Origin of the sequence: Shewanella olleyana (assembly GCF_023283825.1) — a bacterium.
Lineage (GTDB): Bacteria > Pseudomonadota > Gammaproteobacteria > Enterobacterales > Shewanellaceae > Shewanella > Shewanella olleyana.
Map to the genome: position 1 here is coordinate 1 of NZ_JAKILD010000004.1, position 25,102 is coordinate 25,102.

The 25,102-nt window shown below is 40.8% G+C and carries 24 protein-coding genes; 8 read left to right on the top strand and 16 right to left on the bottom strand.

The window, feature by feature from the left end; translation table 11 throughout:
• Positions 1–357: 357 nt before the first annotated feature.
• From L2735_RS03805 to tkt, 6 genes are all read right to left on the bottom strand, one after another.
• The gene (locus L2735_RS03805; RefSeq protein ID WP_248983441.1) at positions 358–1,098 is read right to left on the bottom strand and encodes a DUF481 domain-containing protein; all 741 of its coding nucleotides are present in this window, start codon (positions 1,096–1,098) and stop codon (positions 358–360) included.
• Positions 1,099–1,225: 127 nt separating this feature from the next.
• Positions 1,226–2,569 (bottom strand): MATE family efflux transporter, encoded by a 1,344-nt coding sequence (locus L2735_RS03810; protein WP_248983442.1) that lies wholly within the window; start codon positions 2,567–2,569, stop codon positions 1,226–1,228.
• A gap of 270 nt (positions 2,570–2,839) precedes the next feature.
• Positions 2,840–3,907, bottom strand: a complete 1,068-nt coding sequence (gene fba, locus L2735_RS03815; RefSeq protein WP_248983443.1) for a class II fructose-bisphosphate aldolase — start codon at positions 3,905–3,907, stop codon at positions 2,840–2,842.
• 262 nt (positions 3,908–4,169) lie between these two features.
• A complete protein-coding gene (locus L2735_RS03820) occupies positions 4,170–5,345 on the bottom strand; it encodes a phosphoglycerate kinase (protein WP_248983444.1) in 1,176 nt (391 codons plus the stop codon).
• A gap of 87 nt (positions 5,346–5,432) precedes the next feature.
• A complete protein-coding gene (epd, locus tag L2735_RS03825) occupies positions 5,433–6,455 on the bottom strand; it encodes an erythrose-4-phosphate dehydrogenase (protein ID WP_248983445.1) in 1,023 nt (340 codons plus the stop codon).
• A gap of 131 nt (positions 6,456–6,586) precedes the next feature.
• Positions 6,587–8,581 (bottom strand): transketolase, encoded by a 1,995-nt coding sequence (gene tkt, locus L2735_RS03830; RefSeq protein WP_248983446.1) that lies wholly within the window; start codon positions 8,579–8,581, stop codon positions 6,587–6,589.
• A 576-nt stretch (positions 8,582–9,157) separates the two neighbouring features.
• Between tkt and metK the strand changes: the two genes are divergently transcribed.
• The gene (metK, locus tag L2735_RS03835) at positions 9,158–10,309 is read left to right on the top strand and encodes a methionine adenosyltransferase (RefSeq protein WP_153916295.1); all 1,152 of its coding nucleotides are present in this window, start codon (positions 9,158–9,160) and stop codon (positions 10,307–10,309) included.
• 76 nt (positions 10,310–10,385) lie between these two features.
• Here the strand turns inward: metK and L2735_RS03840 are convergent, their stop codons facing one another.
• Positions 10,386–10,949: an MAPEG family protein gene (locus tag L2735_RS03840; protein WP_248983447.1), complete on the bottom strand. Its 564-nt coding sequence runs from the start codon at positions 10,947–10,949 to the stop codon at positions 10,386–10,388.
• Positions 10,950–11,064: 115 nt separating this feature from the next.
• Positions 11,065–11,664 (bottom strand): flavin reductase family protein, encoded by a 600-nt coding sequence (locus L2735_RS03845; protein ID WP_248983448.1) that lies wholly within the window; start codon positions 11,662–11,664, stop codon positions 11,065–11,067.
• 345 nt (positions 11,665–12,009) lie between these two features.
• Here L2735_RS03845 and L2735_RS03850 point away from each other — a divergent pair, with 345 nt between their 5' ends.
• Positions 12,010–12,543 (top strand): GNAT family N-acetyltransferase, encoded by a 534-nt coding sequence (locus L2735_RS03850; RefSeq protein ID WP_248983449.1) that lies wholly within the window; start codon positions 12,010–12,012, stop codon positions 12,541–12,543.
• 34 nt (positions 12,544–12,577) lie between these two features.
• Here the strand turns inward: L2735_RS03850 and L2735_RS03855 are convergent, their stop codons facing one another.
• The 3 genes from L2735_RS03855 to L2735_RS03865 all read right to left on the bottom strand — a co-directional run bounded on the left by L2735_RS03855 (position 12,578) and on the right by L2735_RS03865 (position 13,876).
• Complete coding sequence (locus L2735_RS03855) at positions 12,578–12,955, bottom strand: hypothetical protein (protein WP_248983450.1); 378 nt, start codon at positions 12,953–12,955, stop codon at positions 12,578–12,580.
• A 118-nt stretch (positions 12,956–13,073) separates the two neighbouring features.
• Positions 13,074–13,628: a GNAT family N-acetyltransferase gene (locus L2735_RS03860; RefSeq protein ID WP_248983451.1), complete on the bottom strand. Its 555-nt coding sequence runs from the start codon at positions 13,626–13,628 to the stop codon at positions 13,074–13,076.
• On the bottom strand, positions 13,625–13,876 hold the full coding sequence (locus L2735_RS03865) for a hypothetical protein (protein ID WP_248983452.1): 252 nt from the start codon (positions 13,874–13,876) through the stop codon (positions 13,625–13,627). The genes L2735_RS03860 and L2735_RS03865 overlap by 4 nt, the downstream gene beginning before the upstream one ends.
• A 448-nt stretch (positions 13,877–14,324) precedes the next feature.
• On the opposite strand from L2735_RS03865, the gene L2735_RS03870 reads away from it, so the two are divergent.
• Positions 14,325–14,744, top strand: a complete 420-nt coding sequence (locus tag L2735_RS03870) for an META domain-containing protein (RefSeq protein WP_248983453.1) — start codon at positions 14,325–14,327, stop codon at positions 14,742–14,744.
• A gap of 138 nt (positions 14,745–14,882) precedes the next feature.
• On the opposite strand, the gene L2735_RS03875 is transcribed toward L2735_RS03870, so the two are convergent.
• Both L2735_RS03875 and L2735_RS03880 read right to left on the bottom strand, forming a co-directional pair.
• Positions 14,883–16,223 (bottom strand): dicarboxylate/amino acid:cation symporter, encoded by a 1,341-nt coding sequence (locus tag L2735_RS03875; RefSeq protein ID WP_248983454.1) that lies wholly within the window; start codon positions 16,221–16,223, stop codon positions 14,883–14,885.
• 169 nt (positions 16,224–16,392) lie between these two features.
• Entirely contained in the window at positions 16,393–16,656 is a 264-nt protein-coding gene (locus L2735_RS03880; RefSeq protein WP_248983625.1) for a hypothetical protein, read from the bottom strand.
• 209 nt (positions 16,657–16,865) lie between these two features.
• Here L2735_RS03880 and L2735_RS03885 point away from each other — a divergent pair, with 209 nt between their 5' ends.
• Positions 16,866–17,327, top strand: coding sequence for a GNAT family N-acetyltransferase (locus L2735_RS03885; RefSeq protein ID WP_248983455.1), 462 nt, complete (start codon positions 16,866–16,868; stop codon positions 17,325–17,327).
• 116 nt (positions 17,328–17,443) lie between these two features.
• Here L2735_RS03885 and L2735_RS03890 read toward each other — a convergent pair whose 3' ends face one another.
• The 3 genes from L2735_RS03890 to L2735_RS03900 all read right to left on the bottom strand — a co-directional run bounded on the left by L2735_RS03890 (position 17,444) and on the right by L2735_RS03900 (position 21,316).
• Positions 17,444–18,811 (bottom strand): L-serine ammonia-lyase, encoded by a 1,368-nt coding sequence (locus L2735_RS03890; RefSeq protein ID WP_248983456.1) that lies wholly within the window; start codon positions 18,809–18,811, stop codon positions 17,444–17,446.
• A 107-nt stretch (positions 18,812–18,918) separates the two neighbouring features.
• Positions 18,919–20,211 carry a serine/threonine transporter gene (locus L2735_RS03895; protein ID WP_248983457.1) on the bottom strand — a complete coding sequence of 431 codons (1,293 nt, stop codon included), beginning with the start codon at positions 20,209–20,211 and terminating at the stop codon, positions 18,919–18,921.
• 319 nt (positions 20,212–20,530) lie between these two features.
• Positions 20,531–21,316 carry a ribonuclease H family protein gene (locus tag L2735_RS03900; RefSeq protein WP_248983458.1) on the bottom strand — a complete coding sequence of 262 codons (786 nt, stop codon included), beginning with the start codon at positions 21,314–21,316 and terminating at the stop codon, positions 20,531–20,533.
• 119 nt (positions 21,317–21,435) lie between these two features.
• Here L2735_RS03900 and yjjX point away from each other — a divergent pair, with 119 nt between their 5' ends.
• The 4 genes from yjjX (at position 21,436) to L2735_RS03920 (ending at position 25,084) form a co-directional block, all read left to right on the top strand.
• A complete protein-coding gene (gene yjjX, locus L2735_RS03905; protein WP_428848290.1) occupies positions 21,436–21,978 on the top strand; it encodes an inosine/xanthosine triphosphatase in 543 nt (180 codons plus the stop codon).
• 80 nt (positions 21,979–22,058) lie between these two features.
• Positions 22,059–23,099: an NADP(H)-dependent aldo-keto reductase gene (locus L2735_RS03910; RefSeq protein ID WP_248983460.1), complete on the top strand. Its 1,041-nt coding sequence runs from the start codon at positions 22,059–22,061 to the stop codon at positions 23,097–23,099.
• Positions 23,100–23,289: 190 nt separating this feature from the next.
• Complete coding sequence (locus L2735_RS03915) at positions 23,290–24,513, top strand: cysteine desulfurase (protein WP_248983461.1); 1,224 nt, start codon at positions 23,290–23,292, stop codon at positions 24,511–24,513.
• A gap of 103 nt (positions 24,514–24,616) precedes the next feature.
• The gene (locus L2735_RS03920) at positions 24,617–25,084 is read left to right on the top strand and encodes a SufE family protein (protein ID WP_428848291.1); all 468 of its coding nucleotides are present in this window, start codon (positions 24,617–24,619) and stop codon (positions 25,082–25,084) included.
• Positions 25,085–25,102: the final 18 nt, after the last annotated feature.

Sequence of the window (25,102 nt, forward strand, 5' to 3'; positions counted from 1 at the left end):
TATTGGTCTCCTCGCTCTGTTAACTTAACGTTTCAACCTAAGTTTGGCACATTGTGATGCCGATAAGAGGAGGAGACCATTCCATCGTTGATCTTTCAAGGTTGTTTTTGCGGCGAATTGTTGACCATTTATACAAGGCAGAGATTTTGTGATGTAGTTATTCTACATAAAAAGTCGATAACGCAGTAAAAATGGCCAACAAACGCTGCCCAAAGGGTTCGACTAAAAGTGTTTTACTCTTTGTTGGATGATTTTCGCTTAGATGACTAGGCATCAATCCATCCGCCTCAATTAAAACACTTTTATCTCGAACAAAATTCAACCAGCAAAGATCAACACGCCCTAGCCATCTGAAAATTAGAAGGCGTAAAGCAATGTCATATTGGTTTCAGTATCTGTGCTCTTCTTATCTTCTAGCGGATCACTGTTATAACGAACAATAACAGCGAACTTCATTGCTAAAGCACCGATAATATTTGCAGTAAGCGCAGTTTCAGAACGTCCTTCTAAGCTATCACCATAGTCAGCAACAAAAAGTTGAGTGAACTTAGAACTTTCAGTGATTTCGTACGAGAAGTTTAATGCACCATGAGCTACCACACTGTCTTCAGTATCATAACCAAGCTCAAGAGTTTGTTCATCATCAAGTTTTTTGTAAATATAACCAGGACCAATTTCAGCACTTAAAAAAGTGCGGCCTGTATCAATGAACTTATGACCGTAACCAACAGAAGCGATAGCTTTATAATCATAACCCGTGAATGGATCGACTTCGTAATTACCTGTGATGTACATATAGTTCTTATCATCGAACTTATAGTCACCTTGAATGCCTGCATAATAACGCTTAGCAGTATTTTCACCTGAGTCTTCTTTATACAAGCCTTCCAGCAAGTATGCATTTTCCCAATTACCCAATTCTTGTTTAAGACCTAGACGTGCTTTTAGAGAAGAAGTATCAGTGTTACCTGTTGTTAACGTTGCACCTAATTCGGCTTCACCAGCAAACGTCTTGTCACCTTCGACAAAGTCAGCGCCAGCATTAGCGGCAAATGGCATGGCAAGCGTTACAGCTGCAGCAAGTAGCAGTTTTTTCATGTCATCAAATCCTTTATTTACAAATAATTCAAATTCACCCCAGAAATTGAACCGCATACTAACACTTTGGTAGCAAAATTGAAAAAACTACTGCTTTTTTAATACTTAAACAAGGCAAACACTGAATTTACGCGACGACTAGGCTTTTTGACTGCCAACGCCCACTGCGCCAACGCCACAACATGATTAATCCACGAGTCCACTCATCAATCGCTAACGCACACCAAATTCCAACTAAGCCCATATCAAGGTAAATTCCGAAGAAATAGGCAAAAGGCACCGCTATGCACCACATTGAAGTGATACCCGCTAAAAAAGGAAACCTTGCATCGCCACTCGCCCTTAATGCATTAATCACAATTAAATTGAACGTTCTGCCAGGCTCCATAAATAAAGTCAGTAAGAATAGCTGACCAACCATTATTAGAATTTCGTGGTCATCGGTGAACAATGCCACTAAATTTTCACCAAATAAGGCAGCTAAGGCTGCAACGACGGTTGTTAACACCAAGCCTATTTTTAATGCTCGATACATTTGCGTTTCAGCAGCTTTATATTGCTTAGCACCTATCATATGACCAATCATGATTTCATTACCGATACCGATAGATAAGCCAAAAAGTAAAATAAACATACAGATCTGAAAATACAAAGCTTGAGCCGCAAGTGCCTTTTCTCCCATTAGCCCAACAAAAGCGGTGACGACCATAAATTGCAGCATCCAAGAAATGTTCTCCCCTGCTGCAGGTAAACCAATGTGAAAAACTTTGGCAAGCAAATGTTTTTTAGGTCTAATAATTTCGGGGATTTTTAATGGAATTTTGGTGTATTTGACAAACAAATACGCCATGAGAGACATACCAACCAAACGACCGACAACAGTACTAATAGCAACGCCAGCCACGCCCATTTGCGGGAGTCCAAACCATCCATAAAGCAATAACAAATTACCCAAGAAAGTAATCACATTCATCAACAGCGTTACCCACATAGCTTGCTGGGTAAAACCATGCGCCCGCATACCAGCCGCTAAACACATTGCCATCGCTTCTGGGATTAAACAAATACCGACAATTTGTAGATATAATTTTGCATCAGGAATTAAATCTGCAGGCAGATTCATTAAGTGTAATATGAGTCCTGCGCCAGTAAACACGCCAAATGCGGCCGCAACGCCCACCATGAGATTAAAACCAATAGAGGAATAAACCACATCGCTGGCTGTCGCCCTATTTTTAGCCCCCAAGTATTGGGTAATCACTACACTCGCGCCAATACTGACAAAGCTAAATAAGGTAATGGATAGCTCAAATACCATATTACCCACAGATAGCGCGGCGACGCCCTGATATGACACACGACTGATCATTAAGGTATTAAGTGCTGCGGTTAAAAAGTGCAACGCAAAGTCAAAAAATAATGGCCAGGTGAGAGCAAATAGCGATAGCGGTTTATTAGGTTTTACATGCATTTTAATACTTCAATAATGGTTAAAGGTGAGCATATTCCATTACAAGAGTAACAACTAAAAATGACAGTTCATTGGCCATTTACAGTGTTATTTATGAGGTTTGTTCCATTTTTAAGGGCGGGGATAATGCGCTAAATACTGCTTTGATACAAGTAGTTTCATTCAAGTATAGGCATAAAAAACCAGCGATAATCGCTGGTTTTTTTGATGCACTACTAATCAACTAGTTACGTTTAAAAAGTCGCTAAACTTCACATAACTAAAACCCGATTAAGAGTTGATTTGCGGGTCAAGCTCACCTGACTGATACGCTTTGTACATTGCTTGAAGAGACTTAGGCTTGATTTTAGAACCCATGCCAGCACAACCGAATGCTTCATAACGCGTAGTACAAATGTCAGCCATTGCTTCCATTGACGCTTTTAAGAATTTACGTGGATCAAATTCAGATGGATTTTCAGCAAGGAACTTACGTACTGCACCTGTTGAAGCTAAACGTAAATCGGTATCGATGTTTACTTTACGCACGCCGTGCTTGATGCCTTCAACGATTTCTTCTAACGGTACACCGTAAGTTTCAGGGATTTCGCCGCCGTACTGGTTAATCACTTCTAACCACTCTTGCGGGACAGAAGACGAACCATGCATCACTAAGTGAGTATTAGGAATACGCGCGTGGATCTCTTTAATACGGTCAATACGTAGCACATCACCGGTAGGTTTACGGCTAAATTTGTATGCACCATGGCTAGTACCAATTGCAATTGCAAGTGCATCGACATGAGTGTCAGAAACAAAACGCGCCGCTTCTTCTGGTGTGGTTAGCATTTGATCCATCGTTAGGATCCCTGCTGCGCCGATACCGTCTTCTTCGCCAGCTTCACCGGTTTCTAGGCTACCTAAACAACCAATTTCACCTTCAACAGACACACCACAAGCATGAGCGAAAGCAACCGTGCGGCGAGTAACATCAACGTTGTAATCATATGATGCTGGCGTTTTACCATCAGCCATCAAAGAACCATCCATCATCACTGAAGACATACCTAACTGGATTGAACGCTGACAAATATCAGGGTCGGTACCGTGGTCTTGGTGAATACATACAGGAATATCAGGATACTGCTCAAGTGCAGCAGCCATCAGATATTTAAGGAACTGAGGACGAGCATACTTACGCGCACCGGCTGATGCCTGAACAATAACAGGGCTATCTGTTGCTTCAGCTGCTTGCATAATTGCACGCATTTGCTCAAGGTTGTTTACATTGAATGCAGGAACACCGTAATTGTGCTCAGCTGCATGGTCTAACATTTGACGTAGAGATATTAAGGCCATTTTTTAACTCCAAAAATAGGGTGATTTCTCACCTAGGTCGCTATCGCTTTGGATTGATTTTTATACCCTGTGCTTAATCAACTTCTCGATAATTACCAGAAGGTAGCTAACGATTAAATGAAAAGGCATGGGCGGTTTTTTTCTAATAATTATATTTTTCTTAACTCATTACTACTGAGGTCAGTTTTACATCATGGCGTTGACTCTTCGGTAAACGGCCACAATGTATTCCCAAACTTAACCTTTAAAAGGCTTACTTAAATTACGCGCCGCGCTGCTCTAGCATCGCAACAGCTGGTAATTCTTTGCCTTCTAAAAACTCAAGGAAAGCGCCACCACCTGTGGAGATATAAGATACCTTTTCAGCGATATCATACTTATCTACAGCCGCTAACGTATCGCCACCACCTGCAATTGAGAATGCATTTGAGTCTGCAATCGCTTGAGCAATACGTTTAGTACCTTCACCGAATTGATCAAATTCAAATACGCCAACAGGACCGTTCCACACAACGGTGCCAGCTGCTTCAATAATTTTAGCTAACGCTTCAGCGCTATCAGGGCCAATATCAAAAATCATATCGGTGTCAGATACTTCGCTAACAGACTTCAATGTTGCTTCTGCTGTTGGGCTAAATTCACCAGCGACAACCACATCTGTTGGTACAGGAATATCACCGCCACGACTTTGGGCGTTCGCCACTAAACGTTTAGCTTCATCCACTAAATCAGCTTCGAATAATGACTTACCGACTTGATGACCCGCTGCGGCTACAAACGTGTTTGCAATTCCGCCGCCAACAACAAGTTGATCAACTTTAGTTGATAAGCTTTCAAGTACAGTGAGCTTAGTTGATACTTTTGAACCACCAACAATCGCCACCATTGGGCGTGCTGGGTTATCTAACGCTTTACCCAGTGCAGATAGTTCACCAGCTAATAATGGACCAGCACATGCCACAGGTGCGTGCATTCCAACGCCATGAGTTGATGCTTGCGCGCGATGCGCCGTACCAAAAGCGTCCATCACGTAAACATCACAAAGCGCTGCTAATTTTTTAGCTAATACTTCATCATTTTTCTTTTCGCCGACGTTAAAGCGTACGTTTTCAAATACAACGACTTCACCGACTTTCGCATCAACACCGTCAAGATAATCAGATGCTAAGGTTACTGAGCAATCAAGTGCTTCATTTAAGTAGTTAACCACTGGCTGCATTGAAAACTCAGCATTAAACTCGCCTTCAGTAGGACGACCTAAATGTGACATCACCATCACTGCAGCACCTTTTTCAAGCGCTAGCTTAATCGTTGGCAACGACGCTCTAAGGCGTGCATCACTAGTAACAACACCTTCACTTACAGGCACGTTTAGATCTTCACGAATAAGCACACGCTTATTGGTTAAATCCAACTCACTCATATTGATAATAGCCATTGAGACTTTCCTTTTAATTTAAAAACAAAGCTGGTTTTGCTATTGAGCGCTTTACCTAAATTAGATAAAGCGCTCAATAGCAGAAAATTAGTGTTCAGTATTCTTTGCCAGGATCATTGCTAGACTGGTATCAAGCATTCGATTTGCAAAGCCCCATTCGTTATCACACCAAAGTAATAACTTGACCAAATGGCCGTCACTCACCCGAGTCTGGGTACCATCCACAATACTGGAACGTGGGTCGTGGTTAAAATCACACGACACTAATGGTGCATCAGTATAGCCTAACACTGCATTGAATAATCCGCTTGCGGCATGCTCTAAAACGTTATTAATTTTTGCAATATCAACCCGTTCATTTAAGGTTACCGATAAGTCTATTGCGGTAACATTAATGGTCGGAACTCGGACTGAAATAGCTTCAAATTTATCTTTCATGTGCGGCAAAATTCGCTCGATACCACGAGCAAGCTTAGTATCAACTGGAATAATTGACTGCCCAGCAGCGCGGGTTCGACGTAAATCATCATGATATGCATCGATCACTTGTTGATCATTCATCGACGAATGAATCGTAGTAATGGCACCACTTTTAACACCGAAATGACTATCTAGCACATCGATGACAGGCACAATACAGTTGGTAGTGCATGATGCATTTGATACCACTGTATGGTCAGCTTTAAGTAAATCATCATTGACACCAAATACAATAGTGGCGTCAACATCTGCTGAAGAAGGATGACTAATGAGGACTTGTTTAGCACCAGCTTTAATATGCGCTTCACATTCAGACCGATCGCCTAAGCTACCACTACATTCATAAACGATATCAATATCGAGCTCAGACCAAGGCAATAAACTGGCATCAGGTTGATGGAATAACTGAATGACATCATCGCCGATAACGAGCTGGTCGTCTTTTAACTTAACTGTATTTTGGAAACGGCCATGAGTCGTGTCATATTGGGTGAGATGACTGATTGCGGCAGGTTTGGCAAGTTCATTAATTGCCACAATCTGGATTTCTTGACGTTTACCCGACTCGTATAATGCACGAAGGATAGAACGGCCTATGCGGCCATAGCCATTAATAGCGACTCGGATCATTGAGGGTTAAGCTTCCTCTTAACAGTACTCAGTAAAAAGCAGATAAAAAAACGGCCTGCAAGTGTTTGCAGGCCGTCATTATACAGACTTAAAAGGTAAAAGTTTACCCTTATTATTTAACTGTATTTTGGTTAAACCAGTGAGTTTACTGTGTTAACCACATTTTCAACGGTAAAGCCAAAGTGCTTCAATAAGTCGCCGCCTGGTGCTGACTCACCAAAGGTAGACATACCAACAACAGCGCCGTTAAAGCCAACATATTTGTACCAGTAATCTACGTGAGCAGCTTCAATCGCTACACGCTTAGTAACAGCAGCAGGTAATACTGACTCTTTATAAGCAGCATATTGCTTATCAAATACGTTAGTAGAAGGCATAGATACTACGCGAACTTTTTGACCTTTTTCAGTCAATGCTGCAGCAGAATCAAGTGCAAGTTGAACTTCTGAACCCGTTGCGATAAGAATCACATCAGCAGTACCTTCACAATCAGACAGTACATAACCACCTTTGGCGACGTTAGCTAATTGCTCAGCACTACGTGCTTGGGCTTTAAGACCTTGACGACTAAAGATAAGTGAAGTCGGTGCGTTACGATTTTCAATGGCAGACTTCCAAGATACGGCTGTTTCAGCAGCATCACATGGACGCCATACAGTCATGTTTGGTGTCATGCGTAAGTTAGCAAGTTGCTCTACTGGTTGGTGAGTAGGACCATCTTCACCTTGACCAATTGAATCATGGGTATAAACGAATACGTTTTGAATGCCCATTAATGCAGACATACGTACAGCATTACGTGCATATTCCATGAACATCATGAAAGTTGCACCGTAGTTGATGAAACCACCGTGTAAAGAGGCACCATTCATAATACCGCTCATACCGAATTCACGTACACCGTAGAAGATGTAGTTACCAGCAGGATCGTCTTGAATACCTTTTGAACCAGACCAAAGCGTTAAGTTAGAACCGGCTAAATCGGCACTGCCACCTAATAACTCTGGTAACATTTCGCCGAAGAAACCAATGGCATTTTGCGAAGCTTTACGACTTGCAATACCTTCAGCTTTATCTTGGCACTCTTGAATAAATGCATTGGCTTTTTCTTCAAACTCAGCAGGAAGTTCGCCAGTGATAACACGACGTTTGTACTCTGCAGCAAGTTCAGGGAAAGCAGCGGTATAAGCCGCAAACTTCTCATTCCAGCTTGTTTCATTTGAAGCACCAGCTTCTTTAGCATCCCAACCTTCATAAACGGTTTCAGGAATTTCGAATGCAGCGTGATCCCAGCCAAGGAACTCACGTGCAGCTGCGATTTCATCGTTACCTAGTGGTGCACCATGACAGTCATGGCTACCAGATTTGTTTGGCGAACCAAAACCAATCGTGGTTTTACAACAAATCATAGTCGGCTTATCAGTCACTGATTTAGCTTCTTCGATTGCAGCGCGAATCGCATCGCTGTCATGACCGTCAACGTTAGCAATAACATGCCAGCCGTATGATTCAAAACGCTTAGGCGTGTCGTCAGTGAACCAGCCTTCAACGTGACCATCGATAGAAATACCGTTGTCATCCCAGAATGCCACCAGCTTACCTAGACCTAAGGTACCAGCTAATGAACAAGCTTCATGTGAAATACCTTCCATCAAACAACCATCACCTAAGAAACAGTAAGTGAAGTGATCAACAATATCGTGACCAGGTTGGTTAAATTGCGCAGCTAAGGTTTTTTCAGCAATAGCCATACCAACAGCATTACTGATACCAGCGCCTAATGGGCCAGTTGTCGTTTCAACACCAGGTGTATAACCATATTCAGGGTGACCAGGCGTTTTAGAATGAAGCTGACGGAAGTTCTTCAATTCTTCAATCGGTAATGCATAACCCGTTAAATGCAGTAAAGAGTATATAAGCATTGAGCCATGGCCGTTTGATAATACAAAACGGTCACGATCAACCCACTCAGGGTTATTTGGGTTGTGCTTAAGGAAGTCATTCCATAGCACTTCAGCAATGTCAGCCATTCCCATTGGTGCACCTGGGTGGCCAGAATTGGCTTTTTGAACAGCATCCATGGTTAATGCACGGATTGCGTTAGCGAGTTCTTTACGAGATGACATGCTCTCTCCTGCTTATAAGTGTGAGGTCTAGCGGGCAATTGTGGGGGCATATTTTCCCCTACTAGGCGGTATGACGCAAATTTTTATTAGATCTAATAGAGACTTTTTGCGTACAACAATCCTTTGCAGACTAAACACGATGATATTTTAGCCATTTTATAACATGTTAACGGTAACATTTGCATAACTATTTATCAGAGTTATTTACGACTTCAATCATTACTGGTTTCGATTAATGAATTAACCACTGCTGTTATAAGTGAATATTTGTTGCCATTATGGCAGTAAAAAAACCAGCAAAGTAATAAACATCGACTAAAATAATTGTTTTATTTTTAACTTTAAACGCCTTTCTCTTTACGCTGAAAAGTAAATAATTAGCATAAAATTCATAAGATTAATTTATTTGAATGCTAAACAGGTCAATTCAGATATTTATAAATCTTTGAATGATTGCACAATTTTTAACTTATATTAGTTCTAAGGGGTGTTATCCAACTAGATTTGAATTATTATAGACGTCTAGATGTAGATGCTTCTACACGTTCAAATTCCAAAAGACGAGATTTACCAACTATGGCAAACCACTTGTTCACCTCTGAGTCGGTCTCAGAAGGTCATCCAGATAAAATCGCCGATCAGATTTCTGATGCGGTACTAGACGCAATTTTAGAGCAAGATCCAAAAGCTCGTGTTGCTTGTGAAACTTACGTTAAGACCGGTATGGTTTTAGTCGGCGGTGAAGTTACTACATCAGCTTGGGTTGATATCGAAGAAATCACACGTAAAACAGTACGTGAAATTGGTTACACTCATTCAGATATGGGTTTTGATGCTGACTCTTGTGCGATTTTAAATGCCATTGGTAAACAGTCTCCAGATATTAACCAAGGTGTTGATCGTAGCGATCCTGCTGAGCAAGGTGCTGGCGACCAAGGTTTAATGTTTGGTTATGCAAGTAACGAAACCGACGTATTAATGCCTGCTCCTATTACTTACGCACACAAGTTAGTGAAGCGTCAGTCAGAAGTACGTAAAGACGGCACGTTACCTTGGTTACGTCCAGATGCAAAAAGCCAAGTGACTTTTGCTTATGAAAACGGTCAAATCAAGGGTATCGATGCTATCGTATTATCGACCCAGCACCGTGAAGATGTTACCCAAGAAGATTTAATTGAAGGCGTGATGGAAACCATCATTAAGCCTGTTTTACCTTCACAATGGTTAAATAAAGACACTAAATACTTTATTAACCCAACCGGCCGTTTCGTTATTGGCGGACCTGTAGGTGACTGTGGTTTAACGGGTCGTAAAATTATCGTAGATACCTACGGTGGTATGGCTCGTCACGGTGGTGGTGCTTTCTCAGGTAAAGACCCATCTAAAGTTGACCGTAGTGCTGCATATGCTGCTCGTTACGTTGCTAAAAACATCGTAGCTGCAGGCCTTGCTGACCGTTGTGAGATTCAAGTTTCTTACGCAATTGGTGTTGCAGAGCCTACCTCAATCAGTATCGAAACTTTTGGTACTGGTAAAGTGTCTGAAGACGTTCTAATCAAGCTTGTACGTCAGCACTTTGAACTTCGCCCTTATGGCTTAACAGCAATGTTAGACCTTGCACGCCCTATCTACCAAAGCACAGCTGCTTATGGTCACTTCGGTCGTAATGAATTCCCTTGGGAAGCGACAGATAAAGCTGAAATCTTACGTGCTGATGCAGGTCTATAAGCTTTAAAACTTATTGGCTAAATTAGTAAGACAAAAAACCGTCAATTGACGGTTTTTTTATGTCTTTAAATGCAGATTAAGTGAATGTGCGATAGAAAAGGTAAATAATAATAGCCCCAACAGTTAACACTGAAGGATAAAAGGTCAAACTAAAGCCAATTGATCTTGCGCCAGCGCCTTTATCATAACCGCGCATAAATAAGATTCTGCCAATAAAGAATAATACTGAAATAAGCGCAATCAGAGACATGTAATCCGCAGGCATGATGAATGCCCATAAAAAATATACACTCATCACAATACAAAATTGCTCTAGGGTATTTTGCAACACACTTTGCAAGCGCCTTACTCGCTCTGACTCTTCGTAAAAGCTACGACCATCAATATCTTCAGCATTAAAAAAGCGATGTTTTGCCACTCTGGCGACAGCAATAATTAAGCTCAGTGTCGGTAAAATCATGCCATAGGCATAAATGATCAACCTTTCGATTAGAGTTTGCGGTTCACTATATTCAAACGGATTCGCTAACGCGCCATAAATAACTACGGCAAATGAAACCAGCATCCCCAACACTATGCCTTTAGTCACATCCCGTTGCTTACTGGATAACTTGGTTGTAATTGGACTTGAAAGTGGCATTATCTCTCCCTGTACTTAATGCTCAACTAACTTAAAAATAATGACCTAGATGATCCTTCATTGATTTGGTCACTCACTAAGGTTAACCCCTTTTGGGCTATAGCTAAATCTTTGGCTATCGATTTAGCTGAACCTTCTCTCTAGTTAAACTATAGTCATTGCCAGCCATTCTGCCGATAGCATCTAGCTTTTCACTATCAATTTTAAAATCATTTACCGCATCATCACGCACATGAATGGCAACAACATCACCTAATACTAAATGCCCAGCCATTGGCTCATGACCTAAGTCAACGATTTGATTCAGGCGACACTCAAAGCTCACCAAAGCTTGCTTAACTCTATAAGGCGTTACCAATGTCGATGCCTGCTTTTCAACACCTGCATATTCAAATTCATCTTCTTCTGCTGGTAACTGATGGCAAGTTTGATTCATCACAGCTAAATCTTGATAACTCACACTATTAATCACGAACTCTTTTTGTTCACGAATATTGGCCAAGGTATCTTTTTCAACACCTTTATCTGTACTCATCGGGTTAAAGCACAAAACCGGAGGGTTAGCACTGGCAACCGTAAAAAATGAAAAAGGCGCTAAATTATTCACACCATTTTTTGATACTGTTGAAACCCAAGCTATCGGTCTTGGACTCACTCCACCAATGAGTAACTTATAAATCTGTTGTGATGTTAATGATTTTGGTAAAAATTCCATTACAATCTCAGGCTGTTTCAAACATCGACCCACATTATTACTTTGCGAGTAAACCAATGAAAATCATAAACTAAGTAAGTTGCTTATTAAGCTATCACCCAATAAAATTTCAAACAAGCCTAAAACAGCCAACAAGCAAAGAAACAAGTTATTAACATTATTTATCAGTCATTTTGATTAAATCCTGTATAAATCTTCGGCAGACATTGCCAGTCACGACTATGAATGTTTCATTTAATCTGCGTCATACAAAAATTCTTATTAGATAAACTGCCGTTAAAAAAGATGATTTGTTAATATAATCACTCAACAATAACGAGTTTGATTTCATTTTTAGGAAACACCATGCTAACTGCTGAATGGTTCTATCCTGCTAAATTACCTTTAGATAACAAATCGGATGATCAATTTCTTGACGCTCAAAAGCAGTGGTCTGCAGTCAAACAGTTTTATCGCCAGCATTTAAGTTATTCAAAACCTAACCTAAACGACAAGCTTGCACTTATCAGAAATGAAACCAGCCCATTAGCTGCGAGTGCTAGCATAGACAAAAAAATTGAGAGAAAGGCAGAAATTGCAGCAGCAATTAGAATAAAAACCATAGGAAAGTGTCAATTAGTGACAGGGTTAGTTGTTAGCCAGCATTTTAGAGGAGGTGGACTTGCACATCAGTTGATGGATTTTATTAAGCCATCACTTTTAACACAGCCAAGTTATGTGTTTGCAATTCCAGAACTTAAAAGCTTTTATCAAAGCCATGGGTTTACCCTAAACCAGAATATTGATCATGACATTCAACAACAGTTTTTAAAATATCTACACAAAGACAAAGTAACAGGGAAAGATAAGCCGCTAATATTAATGAAGCTTACCGCTTAAAAATACTCTGTATTTAAAGCTATCATTGATTGATTTAGCAGTGATCAAAATGCGAAGTTTCTACGCACATAAATGAAATTTGCTGCAAACTTAACACTGGCACATTGACTGTTCTAGCTTCGGATAAATCAATCTTTTTCTCATCGACTAAAAGCTTTATCGCTTCTTCATAACCATTAGTACGACCGCAACTAATCACACCAAATTCAGTATCAACGATATAAATAGGCTTTTCAGTCGCTAATACAACCTCAAAAGTCGCATAGGTTTTGTCCATTGATGACAATACTCCTGCGACGATTTTCATATTTTCAAAAGCGCCTAGCCTTAAATGTAAGTAAGGTTGAAAGGCTTGCTCAAACTGCATTTGTGCTTGCTCACTTTTCTGTATTGCTTGCTGCGCTTGCGTCATTCAAATATCTCACTATGTAAGTTACATTTTTTACGGGCCAAATTAACAGACTAAATTAACGAACTAAATTAACAGGTTAAATTTAACGAGCGATAAACAGAGAAAGGACAAACTATTGTTAATTCTTCATCACTAATAAATAGTAATCTCGCTCCTGAAAACTAAAAAAGTCCACCACTTCCATCGCTGACTTTTTGGTATGAGCAGCAAAAGAAGTACTGTTCTCTTCAGCAATAAAAGTCACCATAAAGCTATATTTAGCCGCGACTTTCCGTTTTAGTTGCAACACTAGCTGTTCAAAAATACCTTGGCCGCGATAATCAGGATGGATCCATATGGGGCCATATTGACAACTGTTTTTCGCTGTCACTCTACTAAACCCAACTTCGATATCATTAAGTTTACGCAATACGTGAGCATAGATACCCCAAGCCTGAAACCAAGACCACGGACCAGCAATGACATAGCCAACAATGGAACTAACCACTTCAACTCTCGATTCTGCTAGCATTATCCAGCCTTGCTCAATCAACTCATTAAGCTGCACTTTAGAGAAACATTGACCAGACATAGTATCTGCAGATGCTGATAACTCATCATTCATATATTGCTGCTCTAACCGAGCAATCTCTGCTGCATCAAGATTAGTCGCTAATCGATAATGAATACTCATTTGGTCTTTTCATCACTTTTACTATGGTCATCCCTTTTTGTATGTCCATTACTTTGTTGCTTTTGCGCCCATTCAAACACTAATAAAACTGGATATGGGGCCATGATTAAAAAACCAACACCAATAAGACTCGCAATTAGCATCATGCCACTCATCTCATTACTGACTTCTGTCAGTAGATACAAGCAAGCTCCAATACCGACAAACAATAAACCTAGCATGTGCATGACTTTAAAAACTTTATTCATATGGTCAACTCTTTAGGTGATATATGTTGAATGGTTAACGTTTATACCCAAACAACTTGAAGATACGTGTTTCAGAGCTTCACCGTGTTTTCAATACTAGGCGCGTTAATGCGGTAATGTAGGTACCTTATAAATTAGCGCAACAACGTAGTGGGAACACGGTGAAACTCCCTGAGGGCAAGTTTTACACGCGTTTATGCTGCGTTATTGATTTTGAAAAGGGAATAACCATTACCCGCAATCAATGCCTTGCCTAAACGCGTGTAAATTCTTGCTGAAATCGAGCATATTCAGGTTGTTTGAGTATATATAGCCAAGTTTTAAACACTTGGACTTAAATGCTCCAATCGGCAATCATATTTAAGATTAATTCTACTTCAGGATGAAAATAACGCTAAAACACAGTATATACTATGGTTATTAGCGTACTCATTGGAATACACCCAACATGATAAAACCCATTTTCACCGCTTGCCTGGTTATTTTCGGCCTTAGTGCTTGTCAAAGCAACAGTCATCAAGCCGAAGAAATCAATTTAATTGGCAACTGGTATGTGGAGTCTGCGTTATCTATTTCCGTCATTAATCATAGTCCTGCCCAAATCACTTTCGCTGCAAACGGAAAACTATCAGGTAATAATAGCTGCAATCAATTTTTTGGTGAATATGAGCAACAAGAAAATCAATTAACACTTTCACCTGCAGGTACAAGCATGATGGCTTGTGTTGATGTGTTAATGAAACAAGAACAACGTGTTATGAAAGCCATGCCATTAGTCACCAATATCAAAACATCAAAATCAGGCAAGTTACAGCTTAAATCTGATGAAGGTGCCAACTTACTGGTACTAAGCAAAAAAGAAGATTAATCCATCTTTGTTATCATTTGTATATTGATACAAAAAAGAGTGAACCGCTTTTATTAATATAGCGAGTTCACTCTTTTTTATTTAGTGATTAGCGAATAACTTAGCTAATCACTGAACCCAAAAGACCGAATAACGTGATTAGCTACCCGTTTTAATGTTATCTTCAACTTTTTGCTGCATATCGACTTCTGCATGCTGTGCAATTATCGCAGATTGTTCCATGTCAGCATTGTAATGCTCCACATCTAATTCGTCTTCTGAACTAGCAATAATCGTCGTTGCGACTAAATCACCCGATACGTTAACCACGGTACGTGCCATGTCTAAAATACGGTCAATACCAGCAATGATCGCCACGCCTTCTAGCGGTAAACCAACAGTCGTTAATACCAGCGTCAACATCACAAGGCCTGCACCAGGAACACCTGCTGTGCCAATCGATGCCAAAGTCGCCGTTAATATAATGGTGATGTAATCAACCCAAGTTAAATCAATACCAAACGCTTGAGCGACAAATAATGCAGTGACACCTTGGTAAAGCGCAGTGCCATCCATATTGATGGTAGTGCCTAGTGGTAATACAAAGCTAGATATCTTCTTATTAATACCTAAATTCTCACTGGCGCATTTCATACTCGCAGGCAATGTGCCAGCTGAACTTGACGTGGTAAACGCAACCGCCATCGCATTACCAATGCCTTTAAAGAATTGAACCGGATTAAGCTTACCAAGTACACTGAGCACTAAACTGTAGAAGCCCAGAATATGTAAAGCACAGCCTAAATAAACAGCGACAATCACTTTAATCAATGGCAGTAGCATATCCAAGCCATACTCACCAGCTACCCACGCCATCAAACCAAATACACCATATGGTGCAAGCTTCATCACCAAGTCAGTCAGTTTATACATGGCTTCTGCTAAGCTTTCAAATACGCGAATGGCAGGCTTACCATGATCGCCAATCAGTACCAAAGAAATGCCCAGTGCGACAGCAAATACAATCACCTGCAAAATTTGACCACTTGCTAATGCTGCTACAGGGTTGGTAGGAACAATATTAATCAAGGTGTCCATCAAAGTCGGCACTTCTTTCACTTCATTAATAATTTCACTACTTTGCAATCCAAGGCCAGCACCTGGTTGCATGATATTACCCACCAACAAACCGATGCTAATTGCTATTGAGGTTGTCCCTAAATAGAAAGCAAATGATTTAAAACCTATGCGGCCCATTTTTGCAGTGTCTTGCATCGACGTCACACCGACGATTAAAGAGCAAAAGACTAACGGCACGATTAACATTTTAATGGTATTAACGAATAAGGTGCCTATCGGTTTAAGATAACTTGCATCTTCACCTAAGCTAACACCAGCGATAATACCTAGCACCATCCCGATAAGGATTTGTAACCACAACGGAACTGACATCCAACGAGACCAAACTCGACGTGGAAGTGACGGAGCATGTTTTGACATGATGTAAACCTTGCTGATTAAGTAAGTAGTAGAATTTCGTTGCCGAGCGGCTTATTACATTAGAGTATGGCAATAATCAATAAAATCGGCGCGGCATACTAGCACGACAATCAAGTTCTAATAGATGATCTATATCATCTTACGCAAGTCTAATACTTATTAATTGTTATTAGGCCTCGAAAATACATTCTTCCTTGTCTTTTCCTACTTTTGTTGGGTAAAGCGCTGCAGGAGGACGTTCCCTTTCGATTAAGTAACTCCAGTAGTCATCATCAAATCCAGCAAAGGGATTATTCTGCTCGCCGCGAGATTTTAATATCAACCACCACCACACCATAGCCCATAAGCCAAAGCTAAATAGGGTCAAAGTAAAATGCAGTACATGATTAATTGCATGCTGCTGATCTTGGGTGGCTATAGTAGGATGTGGCATTTGAGGATGTGAAGCCTGTATGTAATCGCCAACAGCGCAATTAGCACGACTAGGATGAGCAAAGTAACGATATACTCTGAATTGATATTTTGAATTATCCATAGCATTCTCTCAAACCATACAAAACAAGTATTAAGCATAGCAGCTTAGACTTTAGTCGAATAAAAATGTCCCAAGAATTAGCATATTTTTCCCCTCAAGGAGCCAGAATGAAAATAAGAAAAGGCCAACTATCAGATTTATCAGCATTAGTTGAATTTAATCAAGCCATGGCAATGGAGACAGAAAACTTGTCATTAGACAATGAACTGCTCACTAAGGGGGTTAACACTATGCTTAACAGCCCAGAAAAAGGCTTTTATCTGGTTGCTGAAGTCGAAGGAGAAATTGTTGGATCTTTAATGGTGACACTTGAATGGAGTGACTGGCGCGCAACCAACTATTGTTGGATTCAAAGTGTATATATTCGTCCACAAAATCGTCGCCAAGGCATCTATGCCAAGCTATATAACACAGTCAAATCAATGGCAGAAGAGATTGGCGGAGCAGCAAGTTTTAGATTATATGTGGAGCACGATAATTTACGTGCCCAAAAGACTTACGAAGCGTTAGGCATGGAACAAAGTCATTACCTTATGTATGAAGAAATTTCCGAAGCAATTAACGCTTAATATCAGCGGTTAACTTATAAACACCTGACAGTAAAAAGGCTTTCGTTCGAAAGCCTTTTTTATTAAATCGATACTATCTAAGTTAATAAGCTAAGTTAATAAGCTAAGTTAATAAGCTAAGCGCACAAATTAGTGACTTTTATTGCTAGACCGCCTTGGCTGGTTTCACGGTATTTTGAGTGCATGTCTTTACCTGTTTCGTACATAGTCGCGATCACTTTATCTAGGCTTACCCTAGGCTCAGAGTTACGACGCAGCGCCATGCGAGAAGCGTTAATTGCTTTAACTGACGCAATCGCATTACGCTCAATACATGGCACTTGGACTTGACCCGCAACAGGATCGCAAGTTAAACCAAGGTTATGCTCCATACCAATTTCAGCTGCCATACACACTTGAGCAGGCGAGCCGCCCATTAGCTCAGCTAAACCAGCCGCAGCCATTGAACAAGCAACACCCACTTCACCTTGGCAGCCCACTTCGGCACCAGAAATAGATGCATTGCGTTTATATAGCGAACCGACAGCGGCAGCAGCCAGAAAATAACGGCTACATTCTTTCGGACCCACTTTTTGAATAAACTTGTCATAGTAAGCTAATACAGCAGGAATAATCCCCGCAGCACCATTGGTGGGCGACGTGACCACACGACCACCAGCCGCATTCTCTTCACTTACCGCTAAAGCAAACAGGTTGACCCAATCAATGATTTCCATCGGATCGGTACTGGTACGTTCGCCGCGCAATAATTCACGATGTAATGCAGGTGCACGGCGAGAAACCTTCAAAGGACCAGCAAGCACACCCTCTGTAAAACAGCCTTTTTCAATGGCGTTTTGCATCGTTTTCCACACTAAACTGAAACCTGCATACATAGATTCTTCACTGCGAAAACACAACTCATTTTGTTTCATCAAGCCACTGATGCTCAAACCTGAATCTTTACAATGAGCCACTAACTCATCTGCATGATTGAAATGAAAAGGCACTTTCACACCGGTACTTTGAGTTTGATTGAACTGACTTTCTTCTACGATAAAGCCACCACCTATCGAATAATAAGTGTTGCTATAAACGCATTTATCGCCAATCCAAGCATGTAATTTCATGCCATTTTCATGAAGCGGCAAAGTATCTGGGTGAAAAATGAGGGCGCCATGGGGGAAATCAACATGGTGAATCGCATCACCAATAATAATTTCCTGCGTTTTTTCAACCTGAGCAATAAAAGGCTCAATACTATCGATTTCAACGGTTTCAGGCTCATTACCTGCAAGCCCCATAATAATAGCAATATCAGTATGGTGTCCTTTACCCGTTAAAGACAGTGACCCATAAACATCGACGGTAAACTTAGTGATTTGAGTTAGTTGTCCTTGCTCAATTAAATCATTAATAAAACAATTTGCCGCTTTCATCGGCCCAACGGTATGAGAACTAGAAGGACCAATACCAATCTTAAAGATTTCAAATGCACTAAACATAAATAAACCTCAATGCTCTACTGGCTAAAACAGCAAAGCGTAAAACAAGAAACAGAGGAGCACTGAATGCACTCCTCAAATAACCACTTAATCTAGATATCAGTGGCTTAGCTCATTAAGCCAAATAGAATTGCAGTCATCGCTAACAAACCTGCAATCACAACAAACACGTTGCTGATACGACCGCGATAAGCTTTTAAAGCTGGAACTTTATGCACTGCGTACATAGGCATAAGGTAAAGAATCGCAGCGATAATTGGACCACCTAACGCTTCAATCATCCCAAGGATACTTGGGTTAATCACTGCAACAATCCAGATGCTAAAGAACATGAAGCCTAAAATGAACTTGTTCAATTTCGCATCAGACACTTCTTTATTGCTGCTGCGCAATTGTTTAGTGATCATCCCTTTTAGGCCTTCAGTCGCACCTAAGTAGTGACCAAAGAAAGAAGAAATAATCGCAATAAATGCAATGATAGGACCGAAGTAGCTCACAAAGCCGCTTGAGTGAACATTGGCTAGATAAGACAAAATAGCTAAGTTTTGGCTTTTAGCTTCAGCCAGTTGAGCTGGACTGAGCGATAACACACAAGAGAAAACGAATAACATCACGAAGCCCACAAGCATCATTGAAGTATTACGTAAAATCACGTCTGCTTTTTTAGCTGCGTTATTGCCATGGTCGCGTTTAAGTGAAACAGAGAACTGTGAAATAGCTGGTGAATGGTTAAACGCAAACACTAACACTGGAATCGTTAACCAAACAGTACCTAAAAACTCACCCGTTGAAGGAACGACTTGAAGTGCGTCTAACTTCCAATCAGGGATTAAGTAAAAAGACATAAATGCAAGGATGGCTACCAGTGGATAAACCAAGAACTGAGTCACTTTCAGCATGAATTTTTCACCTGCAACCATCACTGACATCATGCCAATAATCAGTACTGCAGATAAAATAATACGTGGAGGAGAAGCAAAACCAAGTTGATTTACAATAAAGCTATCTACCGTGTTAGTAATACCAACACCATAGATAAGTACAATAGGAAAAATAGCAAAGAAGTACAGCACAGTGATCGCTTTACCAGCACTGACACCAAAATGTTCTTCAACTACCTGGGTAATATCACTGCCAGGATTTTTTGAAGAACAAACAAAGCGAGATAAACCACGGTGAGCCAGGTAAGTCATAGGACCAATAATGGCCGCCATTAATACTAATGGCCAAAATCCACCCATACCTGCATTAATCGGCAAGAACAAAATACCTGCACCAACTGCAGTACCAAATAAGCTAAGCATCCAAGTGGTATCTTGGCGTGACCAGCCTTTTACTGGGGTTTGCTCATCTTGAGCTGAAACTGCAACATCCTGTGCACTGATTGAATCTCTTTGCATAAAAATGACCTTAATGAGGTAACTAATTTCACCGCGAAGAATATAGAATTCTAAATAGTGAAATATGATCTAGATCATTTTTAATTCCGACTTTTCAAAAATCAAAGCAATATGAGATCGGCGCACATAACTGGTACGATGAGTTATTCAACTCATTAACAAAGCTTAGGGAGATGGTTTACAACAGCACTAATAAAGTAACACCTAATAAACCTATTAAACACTGCGAGTGCTGCTTGAGGTGGTAGTATCAGGTGTTAATACAACTAGCACTTTATTTATAACAATCAGTATTTGGACATTTATACAGGAAAGAAGATTAACCAGTACGCAAGGCTAAAATAGCTTGTAGATCGATTGGTTTATCGTAACGGACAAACTGAGGCGCTTTTTGATCAATGGCATAAATAGACATACGATCAGCCAATTCATTACCCTCAATACCAATATGAGCCGCAACATGGGCAATATCGAGTTTATCTTTTATCGCATCATAGAGTGCATGAGCCTGTTGGATCACCTCTAAGTTAGCAATATCACCAGCGACTTTTCGTTTCCAGCCTTTGGTTTTCCAACCATAAGCCCAGTTAGTGATACAGTTTATTGAGTACTGGGAATCGCTCATTATCTTGACGCTTTGCTGAGAATTAAGGGCTTTTTCTGCCACTAACAGCGCTTGATATAACGCATTTAACTCCGCACTATTATTGGTACCATTTGGATTAAACAGCCCATACCAAAGCTCACTAATTTCGCCTTGATGATAAACCGCCATTCCAGAACCTGCCTTTCCTGGGTTGGGTTCGCAGCCGCCGTCGGTAAACACAATAACGTCGTGAGTGCTGAGATCGACATTTTTAGTTTTAATGGATTCAAACGTTTTACTGCTCGCCGTTTTTTTACTGGCAGATGCTGAAGACTGGCTGGCACTTTTTCCGATACTTTTAGCAGGCGAACCAGCAAACGCCGCTTTAGCAGCAGCTTCTGTCGGGAAAGATTTATATTTTGCTTGCGGGAATTTATCCACTAGCTTCTTGGTGTAATCCCAGCTGGTAAAAATACCAGTCTCTCGCCCTGCCCACACCACATAAAACTTCTTTGCCATGATGACTCTCTATAAAAATCGGGTAATATATTCAATGTGCATCAGTGTAGCCTATGGCGCTATTAAAAATAACTCACTGAGACAAAAACAACGTCTGAACCTACTCAAGCTAAAAAGAAATCACCATGAAACCATTAACGATCCTTGTCGGCTCAAAAAATCCTGTAAAAGTGAATGCAGCAAAACACGCTTTCAGCCAATACTTTCCTGATTGCAATATCATTTGTAAGGGTATTCATGCCCCATCGTTAGTGGCAGATCAACCAATGACCGAAACTGAAACAAAGCTGGGCGCTATTAATCGCGCCGAATATTGCCAGTCACAACAAGCGGCTGACTTTTATATTGCAATGGAAGGCGGCGTGGATCGCTTTGATCACGGCCCAGCCACTTTTGCTTATATGGCGATCCTCCATAATCAGCAGCTATCTGTCGGTCGTAGTGCGTTACTGCCATTGCCTTTAAAGGTGTTTCAAGCTCTTGAGCAAGGTGAGGAATTAGGACATGTCATGGACAGACTATTTAATACCGATAACATTAAGCAAAAAGGCGGCGCAATTGGGCTTCTTACCCAAGGACTCGCTACCCGTGAAAGCATTTACACCCAAGCCATTATTCTAGCTATGGCGCCATTTATAAATGCTGAAATATTCAGCGATTAACCCTCTAGGTAAATTACTCACTTTTTTTTATCGCTAAACATTGCTAACGTCGAAGTAACTGCATTCCATAGGAGATATAAATGGAATATCAACGCATTCCACATTCAAGCCTCGATGTTAGCAAGATTTGTTTAGGCACAATGACCTGGGGAGAACAAAACTCCCAACGTGACGCTTTTGAGCAAATGGATTACGCCATCGGTCGCGGTATTAATTTTATCGATACAGCTGAAATGTACCCAGTGCCGCCGAATGCTGAAAAGCAAGGCGAAACAGAGCGGATTATTGGTCATTACCTTTCTCAACGTGATAACAGGGATAACCTTGTTATTGCGACTAAAGTTTCTGCTGCTGGCCCTAAGAGCGATTTTATTCGTCCCAACATGGCGTTAGATTGGGTCAATATACACCAAGCCGTTGATGATTCACTCTCTCGCTTACAGGTTGATACTATCGACTTGTATCAAATTCATTGGCCTGACAGAAACTGTAATTACTTCGGCAAGTTTTTATACGATCATCTTGATGATGAACACCAAACACCGATTTTAGAAACATTAGAAGCCCTAGCTGAAGTCATCCGCCAAGGAAAAGTGCGCTATATCGGCGTATCAAATGAAACTCCATGGGGGCTGATGCAATACCTTCGTTTGGCCGAAAAGCACGATTTGCCGCGCATTGTTAGTGTTCAAAACCCTTATAATCTGCTGAATCGTAGCTTTGAAATGGGCATGTCTGAAATCAGTCATCGTGAAGAGCTACCATTACTGGCCTATTCTCCATTAGCTTTTGGAGCACTCACTGGAAAATATGAGAATAACCAATGGCCTGAACAGGCTCGTTTAACGATTTTCAAACGCTTTGCTCGCTATAACACGACACCAATGGCACTTGAAGCGACCCAAGCATATGTAGATTTAGCCCGAGAATTTAATTTAAGCCCGACGCAAATGTCATTAGCATTTGTAAACAGCAGAGGTTTTGTCGCATCGAATATCATTGGCGCAACGAACTTAGAGCAGCTTAAAGAAAATATCGACAGCCTTGATGTCACCTTGTCGCCTGAACTACTGCTACGCATCAATGCATTATCTGAGTTATATCGAATGCCTTGCCCTTAACTAGGCCACTACACTGCTAAAGCTAACTAACAGACAAAACTTGCATTAAGCGCCACTTTCTATGAAGATCGTGGCGTTTTCTTTTTCTGGGCTAAGCCCAATTGATTCTTCACCGATAATTAATACTTAATCAATAAACAGTACTTAATCAATAATCAATAACCGACACTTCGTCGATAATGAGCCAGTAATGACCAACGCTTTTGAACATGATGCGATTAGAGCCCAGTTTCCAACACTTAGCCAACAAGTGGACGAGCAACCACTGTGCTATTTAGATACTGCCGCCACCAGCCAAAAGCCTCAGAGTGTCATCGATGCGATGAGTCACTACTACCAGTTTGATAATGCTAACGTTCATCGTGCAGCGTATCAGCTATCAGCTAGGGCAACTCGCAGTTATGAAGCGGTGCGAGAACAAGTTAAACGCTTTATTAATAGCGCACGAATAGAAGAAGTTATTTTTACTCACGGCACCACAGAATCTATCAATATGGTGGCTTATGGTATTAGCGAGCAAATCAAAGCCAATGACATTATCTTAGTCGACACAGCAGCCCATCACGCCAACATTGTGCCGTGGCAGCAACTAGCCAAACGCACGGGCGCGATTATCAAAGCAATTCCACTCAATGATCAGCTATCGATAGATACTGACGCTTTTGATGAGTTACTAACATTAGCTCCAAAACTTGTCGCTATAAGCCATGTCACCAATGCCTTAGGCACAATCAATCAGGTCGAAAGTTTAGTAAAAAAAGCTAAATTAGCGGGTGCACTGACACTGGTAGATGGTGCTCAAGCCATTGCACACTTTGATGTTGATGTGCAAAAAATTGATTGTGATTTTTATGTATTTTCAGGTCATAAAATGTATGGACCGACAGGTGTTGGTATTCTGTATGGTCGGTTTGCTCAACTAGATCAATTAGCGCCTATGCTAACGGGTGGCGAGATGATCAAAACCGTCAGTTTTGCAGGCACTGAATTTGGATCGCTTCCCAATAAATTAGAAGCGGGTACACCTGCGATTTCGGCAGTGATTGGCTTAGGTGCTGCCATCAGTTTCATCGAGAGTTTACCTAAAGAACACACCCAGCAGCATGAACAGTCATTGTTGATTTATTTACAGCAACAATTAGCGCAATTAGGTGAAATCACACTTTACGGTGCAAGCTCGCATAATATCGGCGCTGTGGCATTTAATTTAGCCAACGAACATCATCAAGATGTGGGCATATTGCTCGACCAACAAGGGATCGCTGTTCGATGCGGTCATCACTGCGCGATGCCACTAATGCAACACTTGGCATTAAAAGGTTGTTGCCGCGCTTCAATTGGGGTTTACACTAATAAGCAGGATATTGATCAATTTATTAGTGCACTCAACAATGTGAAAGAACTGCTTTTATAATCGAATATATGTGGTTCAATACGACTAAACTAAGTAATAAGCTAAGTAATGAACTCATAAATAGAACAAAAGGATTGCACTAAGCAGTCAGCTTTAGAGGTGAATCTTGAACTCAAACAGCGCAACTAATACAGAATTTAATCAACCAGAAGCTAGCTATTTTTCACCATTAGATGAAAAAGTATCGCAGGCTGTTAGCGCCATTGAACATGCTAGAAACTGGCAAGATAAGTATCGTCAGATCATGTTGGTGGGTAAAACACTTGCACCATTAGCTGAAGCCTATAGAGTAGAAACAGCTCAGGTAAAAGGTTGCGAAAGCCAAGCATGGTTATATCACCAGCGAATTGATTCTTTACATTTTTTTTGTGCCGACAGTGATTCACGTATAGTTAAGGGTCTTATTGCTATACTGCTAAATGCAACCCATGGAAAAACCACTACTGAAATTGCTGAGTTCGACTTAGAGCAATATTTTCAACAGTTAGGACTAAGTGGTCAACTCAGCCCCTCGCGTACCAATGGGTTAACCGCACTAGCCAATGCTATTAAGCAATTTGCCGCAGCATAATCATGTAAAACTTGATTA